A 5,971-nucleotide genomic window follows, 5' to 3' on the forward strand; every position below is an offset into this window, starting at 1 on the left:
GGCGCTGCAGCGCACCGCCCCGGCGCTGGGGCCGGGCGAGGACGCCCCGAAGGTGGGCACCGCCCCGGCCGGCGCGGTGCCGCCGGAGGCCGTGGACCCGCTGCAGGTGGCGCTGGCCGCCGAGCACGCCGCGGTGTGGGTGTACGGGCTGGTCAGCGCCTTCCTGCCGGATGAGTTCGGCGACGCGGAGAAGAGCGGCGCGGCCGAGCACGCCGTGCGCCGGGACTTCCTGCAGACGGCGCTCTCGGCGGCCGGGGCGACCCCGGTGGCCCCGGAAGCGGCGTACGTGCCGAAGAACCCGGTGACGGACGCGAAGTCGGCGTCCCAGGTGGTGGCGACGGCCGAGGCGGACTGCGCGTCGGCGTGGCTCGCGGTGATCGACCACACCGACGACGCGGGGTTGCGGACCACGGCGTTGCACGCGCTGGTCGCCGCCTCCCGCCGCGGTACCCCCTGGCGGGCCGAGGCGGGCGAGAAGCCGGTGGCGATCGCCCTGCCCGGCCAGTCCGGCTGACCCGTCGTGAGTGGTAAGGCGGGTTCTAACCCGCCTTACCACCCACGACCGGTGCGGCAGGGTGCGCTCAGGAGTGGAGGTCGGCCGAGAGGCGCAGGGCGTCGTCGGCGATCTTCTCGATCAGGTCCTTGTCCTTGTGCTTGGCGTAGAAGTCGGCCAGCACGATCGTCGTGTTCGTGCCGTCGACCTTCGAGGAGTACGCCGCGTCCGCGCCGCTCACGCTGGGCGTGCCGGTGCCCGCGAACGTCTTGTCCTTCACCAGGTCCGTGACGTTGCCCGTCTCGTCCTGCTCGGTCAGCGTCTTGAGCGCCTTGGCCTTGACGGAGTCCGGCATGCCGACCACCGCCACCGACACCAGCGCCTTCGCGCCGCCCGACTCCGTCGTGTACAGGGCCCGGACCAGCGACTGGCACGGGTTGTCCTGGAAGAAGGCCTTCGTCTTGCCGTAGGACTTCTCGACGCAGTCCGTCGTCTTCGCCGGCCCCGAGACCAGGGTGAACTCGAACTGCCCGGTGTTCTGCGCCGGCGGCTGCGCGACCGGCTGGTCGGGCGCCGAGTTGTGCCGGATCAGGTACCACAGCAGCCCGGAGACGACGGCGATCGCGACCAGCCCGGCGCCCCTGAGCAGCAGGGACCGGGTGTCGCGAGCCGGCGGCCCCGGCACGGGCGGGCGGGGCTGCGGGGGAACCGCGCCCAGCGGGGCCGTGTCGGACGGGCCTGGGGTGAAATGCGCACCAACCACGGGGCCATACGGTAGTTCACCCGCGTCCGGCGGTTCACTCGAACGCGCGTAAAACCTGTTCGACGTCGTCAGCGGTGTTGTAGAGGTGGAAGCCGACCCGCACCCGGCCGCCGCGGACGCTCGACACGACGCCCGCCTCGGCCACCCGCGCCGGGTCGGCGTCGAGCGAGACGATCGCGGTGCCGCGCGGCGGCAGCCCGAGCTTCTCCAGCAGCGTGTCGGCGAGGCCGGTGTTGTGCGCCCGGACCTGGGCGAGGTCGAGGCCGGCGAAGTACTCCAGGGCCACCGCGGAGCCGACCTGGGCCAGCCAGACGGGTGAGAGGTCGAACGCGCGGGCGTCGCCGGCCAGGCGCAGCGGGAGGCCGTAGACGGTGGCCCACGGGTCCTCCCCCGCGTACCAGTTCGCCGCGACCGAGCGGGTGCGCTCCTGCGCGTCCGGCCGCACCGCGAGCCACGCGCTGCCGCGCGGCGAGCAGAGCCACTTGTAGCCCGCGCCGAGGACCCAGTCCGCCCAGGCGACGTCCAGCGGCAGCCAGCCGACCGCCTGGGTCGCGTCGAGCAGCACCGCCGCCCCGGCGGCCTCGGCCGCGGCCCGCAGCGCCGGGAGGTCCACGATCCGGCCGTCGGCGGACTGGACGACGCTCACCGCGACGACGTCGTGGCCCTCGACCCGCGACGGCAGCACGTCCAGCGGCACCTCCGTCACCGTGACACCCGGGTTCGCCGCGAAGGGGAACGTCACGCTGGTGAAGTCGCCCTCGGCGGCGAGCACGCGGGTGCCGCCGGGCAGCGCCGCGGCGACGTTGGCGATCAGCTGCGAGACCGACGCGCCGCTCGCGACGCGGCCGGGTTCGACGCCGAGCAGCCGGGCGAACCCGGCCCGCGCCCGCGAGACGTACTCGTCGAACTCCCCCGGCCGGATCGCCCCGGTCCGCCACCGTTCCACCGATTCGGCCACGGCCGCGGCCACCGGCGCGGGCGGGACGCCCACGCTGGGCGTGTTCAGGTATCCGGGCGGGGCGGCGAAGTCGGTTCCGAAGGCACGCATACCCCGACCCAAGCAGACCGGGGCGGGCCGGTTCACCCGATTTACGCCCGGTTCACGGCAGCAGGGCGGTGACGTCGGCGTAGGACGGCGGCGTCAGCGGCAGGTCACGGCCGTCGCGCACGGCCAGCGCGGTCCCGGCCGCGGCGGCGAGCGCCATCCGGTACGGCAGCGACCCCAGGCTGACCCGCGCGACGCCCAGCTCCGCCAGCCCGGCCACGGTGACCTTCCCCGGCAGGAAGAGCAGGTTGAGCGGCAGGCCGGCGGCGACGATCCGCTCGACGTCCGCGGGCTCGGCGAGGCCGGGCACGAAGACGCCGTCCGCGCCCGCCGCCGCGTACGCCCGCACCCGCCGCTCGGCTTCGGCGAGGGAGCGGTCGCCCGCCCAGTGCGTGTCCGTCCGGGCGTTGACGAACAGGCCGGGCACCCGGTCCTTCACCGCCGTGACCAGGGCACACTGGACGTCGACCGGGGCCAGCGAGCCGTCCGCCCGGCCGTCTTCGAGGTTGACCCCGGCCACGCCCGCGTCGGCCAGTTCGGCCGCGAGATCGGCGACGGCGGCCGGGTCCGCGCCGAAGCCGTCGGCGATGTCGACGCTGACGAGCGCGTCCAGCCGGGTCAGGCGCCGGGCGAGGGCGACGGTCGCGTCGCGCGTCGACGGTGCGCCGTCGGGCTCCCCCGCCGCCGCGGAGACGCCGAGACTGGTCGTGCCCAGGGCGCGAAAGCCCTGCGCGGCGAGGAACGCGCCGACGCCGAACTCCCAAGCGTTCGGCAGCAGCAGCGGAGATCCGGGGACGTGCAGGGCACGGAAGTCGTCCATGTCCTGAACTTAGGTCCGGGAAGCTTCGGCGGGCGCCGAACTCTGGAGGAACGGGGCCAGCACCCCCGGCCCGGCGGCCGCCGCGAACTCGAGGCCTTCGTCGGTGTCGGCGTCGAGGATCGCGTACGCGCCGGAGCCCGCCGCGGTGGTCGCGGTGAACGTCGCGAGGCCGCGGCGGCGCTGGAACACCGACTGCTTCACCGTCCAGCCGATCACTCCGTCCCGCGTCAGCACGGCCGTGCTCCGCCGGATCGAGCCCGCGCGGGTCACCAGGTAGCGGCCGTGCGAGCCGTGCCCGAGGCCGCGGTAGGCGTCCAGGGCGAGCAGGACGGCCACCGGCAGCGCGACGACGGCGGCGGCCGCGGCGAGCGGGGCGCCGAGCGCCGCCACGACGAGCACCGGCGTGCTCGCGGCGAGCAGGGCCCACCGCAGCCGCCGTGCCCGGGCGGCCGTGGGGTGCGGCACCAGCTCGACGGCCTCGAGGCGTTCGCCCAGAACGTGGTGCACGACGTCCTGCGCGACGGCTTTCGGTGCGGCGGGCAGGAGCGTCTTGGACTCGGTTTTGCCGTCTTCGCGCCGCAGGCCGGTGGTGACGGCGTCCACGCGGGCGGCCCCGGCGAGCCGGGCGCCGAGCGGCTCGACCAGTTCGACCCCGCGCAGACGCCGTTCTTCGAGGGTGGTCGACCGGGTGGTGAGCAGGCCGCGGCGGACGCGCAGGGTGCCGCCGGGTTCGCGGTCCAGGCGGTGGTGCCACCACATTTCGGCGGAGAGGCCCACGGCGCCGGCGACCATCGCGAGGGCCGTGACGCCGATGGCGAGGGGCAGGTTTCCGAGGAGCCACTTCAGCAGGGCGCCGCCTGCCCCGAACCAGTCCGCGACCTTGAAGAGCGATCCCCACGCGGCCAGCCCGATCGTCGGCGCAACTAAGGAGATTGGAGCGTAACGGATCCAGCGTGGGTCGAAGGTCGCGAGTGGACCGTCCGGAGTGGACGGTTTCGACAGCAGGAGCTCGGCGCGCAGGGCTTCGGCGTCGGCCCTGGCGAGCGGGGAGAGGGTAAGGGTTTCCCGGCCGCCGGTGCCGATGGCCAGCGCCGTGACGCCGAACGCGCGGTGCAGCGGGTTGGCGGTCAGGTCGGCGGTGCGGATGCGCTCGCGGGGCAGGGATTTGCGCGTGTGGACGCCGAAGCGGAACTCGATTTCGAGGCGTTCGGCGGTGCAGCGGAAGCGCGTGTGCCGCCAGCGGACGTACTCGGCGAGCACGCCTGAGGCGATCAGCAGCGCGGCGGCCGGGAGGAGCCAGAGGGAGCGGGTGCCGATGGCGATCGGGGTGCCGGCGGAGACGGCAACACCGGCCATGAGGACCGCGGTGACGGCGAGGGTGCGCTGGTCGAGGCGGCGCCAGTGAGGTGCGGTGGCGTTGGGGCCGGGTCGGCGCTCGCCACCATCAGCCCACGCGCCGCCGGAGCCGAGCCCGTGCCCGCCCCTCACGTCGCGTCCCCCGGAGTGGCGTCCGTGCGCTCCGTCAACTGCTCCGCCACGTCCGCCGCGACCTGCGCATCCAGGCCGCGGAGGCGGACCGCGCCGCGGGCGGAGGCTGTGGTCACCGTGATCGTCGCCAGGCCGAAGTGCTGCTCGAGCGGGCCGCGCAGCGTGTCGACCGTCTGGATGCGGGACAGCGGCACCACCCGCCACTCCTGCCACAGGAAACCCGAGCGCACGTAGACCGCCGTCTCGGTGACCTCCCAGCGGTGCAGGCCGAACCACCAGCCCGGCAGGACCGCGCACCAGGCCACCCCGAACACCGCGACCACCGCGGCCGGCACCAGCAGCCAGACCGCGGCCGGCGGGATCAGCAGGCCGAGGGCGGTGAGCACGAGCACGACCGGCCCGAACACCAGCGCTCCTTGCGTGCGCCACCAGGCGATCGCGCGGCGGTCGAGTGCGTGGCGCGGCGGCCGAAGCCGTGGATTTCCGGTCTCCACCGGTCCCCCCGAGGTTGTTTTACAATGCGATCGCATCGTAATGGCGGAGCCCGGGTTTCGCAATGCGATCGCATGACAACGGGAGCGGACGTGCCGAAACAGGTGGACCACGAGCAGCGCCGGGTGCAGATCGCCGAGGCGCTGCAACGGCTGACCACGCGCGCCGGGCTGGAAGGCGTCAGCCTGCGCCAGGTCGCGGCCGAAGCGGGCATGTCCATGGGGTCGGTGCAGCACTACTTCAAGACGAAGGACGAAATGCTGCGGTACGCCCTCGAGCACCGCCACAAGCTCCGCAGTGAACGGATCACCGCGAAGGTACTGGCCGAGGGGCCGCCGACGCCGCGGTCGATCCTCCGCGCGTGCCTGGTGGAGATCCTGCCGCGCGACCCCGGCAGCGAGGCCGATTTCCTCATCGGCGTCGCGTACTTCATCCGCGCCGTGGCGGATCCGGCGATGGCGAAGGCCTTCGGCGAGGGCATGCCCGAACTCCTGGAGTTCTTCGCCGACCAGGTCCGCCAGGCCCAGGAGGCGGGTGACGTCGCCGCGTCGGCCGACCCGGCGACCGAGGCCGCCCTGCTGTGGGCGATCGCCGACTCCCAGGGCTCGGAAATCCTGATGGGCCACCGCACCCCGGCCGAGGCGATCTCCACAGTGGACTACTACCTCGACCGCCTCTTCACCCCCTGACCCCGGGTCGTCCGGAGGGTCAGCCGCCGCCGCCGGAGGCCGCGGAGATCGCCGCCGTGCGGGCGGCGCGGAGCTCGCGGATCACCTTGCGCAGGGCGGGCACCGCGGCACCCGCCTGCTCCGCCAGCCGCGCGAGCCGGTCGCGGTGGCGGCGGCGCTCGGCGCGCGGGAGCACCGCGCC

At 74.5% G+C, this 5,971-nt stretch carries 7 protein-coding genes; 2 read left to right on the plus strand and 5 right to left on the minus strand.

The genetic code is table 11. The features are described from left to right. Positions 1-514 (plus strand): ferritin-like domain-containing protein (locus IE317_RS43915; RefSeq protein ID WP_191317280.1); only part of this gene is annotated, 514 nt, incomplete at its 5' end. Positions 515-581: 67 nt separating this feature from the next. On the opposite strand, the gene IE317_RS43920 is transcribed toward IE317_RS43915, so the two are convergent. The 5 genes from IE317_RS43920 to IE317_RS43940 all read right to left on the minus strand — a co-directional run bounded on the left by IE317_RS43920 (position 582) and on the right by IE317_RS43940 (position 5,139). Further along, a complete protein-coding gene (locus IE317_RS43920; protein WP_191317285.1) occupies positions 582-1,178 on the minus strand; it encodes a hypothetical protein in 597 nt (198 codons plus the stop codon). 112 nt (positions 1,179-1,290) lie between these two features. Beyond that, positions 1,291-2,304: an aminotransferase class V-fold PLP-dependent enzyme gene (locus IE317_RS43925; RefSeq protein WP_191317281.1), complete on the minus strand. Its 1,014-nt coding sequence runs from the start codon at positions 2,302-2,304 to the stop codon at positions 1,291-1,293. Positions 2,305-2,356: 52 nt separating this feature from the next. Further along, positions 2,357-3,121: an isocitrate lyase/PEP mutase family protein gene (locus tag IE317_RS43930; protein ID WP_191317282.1), complete on the minus strand. Its 765-nt coding sequence runs from the start codon at positions 3,119-3,121 to the stop codon at positions 2,357-2,359. A 9-nt stretch (positions 3,122-3,130) separates the two neighbouring features. Then, positions 3,131-4,477: a PH domain-containing protein gene (locus tag IE317_RS43935; RefSeq protein WP_191317286.1), complete on the minus strand. Its 1,347-nt coding sequence runs from the start codon at positions 4,475-4,477 to the stop codon at positions 3,131-3,133. 128 nt (positions 4,478-4,605) lie between these two features. After that, a complete protein-coding gene (locus IE317_RS43940) occupies positions 4,606-5,139 on the minus strand; it encodes a PH domain-containing protein (protein ID WP_191317283.1) in 534 nt (177 codons plus the stop codon). Between the two features lie 54 nt (positions 5,140-5,193). On the opposite strand from IE317_RS43940, the gene IE317_RS43945 reads away from it, so the two are divergent. Then, entirely contained in the window at positions 5,194-5,790 is a 597-nt protein-coding gene (locus tag IE317_RS43945; protein WP_229903252.1) for a TetR/AcrR family transcriptional regulator, read from the plus strand. Positions 5,791-5,971: the final 181 nt, after the last annotated feature.

Origin of the sequence: Amycolatopsis bullii (assembly GCF_014654205.1) — a bacterium.
In the GTDB taxonomy this organism is placed as follows: Bacteria; Actinomycetota; Actinomycetes; order Mycobacteriales; family Pseudonocardiaceae; genus Amycolatopsis; species Amycolatopsis plumensis.

Excerpts from the sequence above, each read along its gene's own strand:
- IE317_RS43925 (WP_191317281.1), bottom strand. The coding sequence starts at position 2,304 with ATGCGTGCCTTCGGAACCGACTTCGCCGCCCCGCCCGGATACCTGAAC.
- IE317_RS43930 (WP_191317282.1), bottom strand. The coding sequence starts at position 3,121 with ATGGACGACTTCCGTGCCCTGCACGTCCCCGGATCTCCGCTGCTGCTG.
- IE317_RS43935 (WP_191317286.1), bottom strand. The coding sequence starts at position 4,477 with ATGGCCGGTGTTGCCGTCTCCGCCGGCACCCCGATCGCCATCGGCACC.
- IE317_RS43940 (WP_191317283.1), bottom strand. The coding sequence starts at position 5,139 with ATGCGATCGCATTGTAAAACAACCTCGGGGGGACCGGTGGAGACCGGA.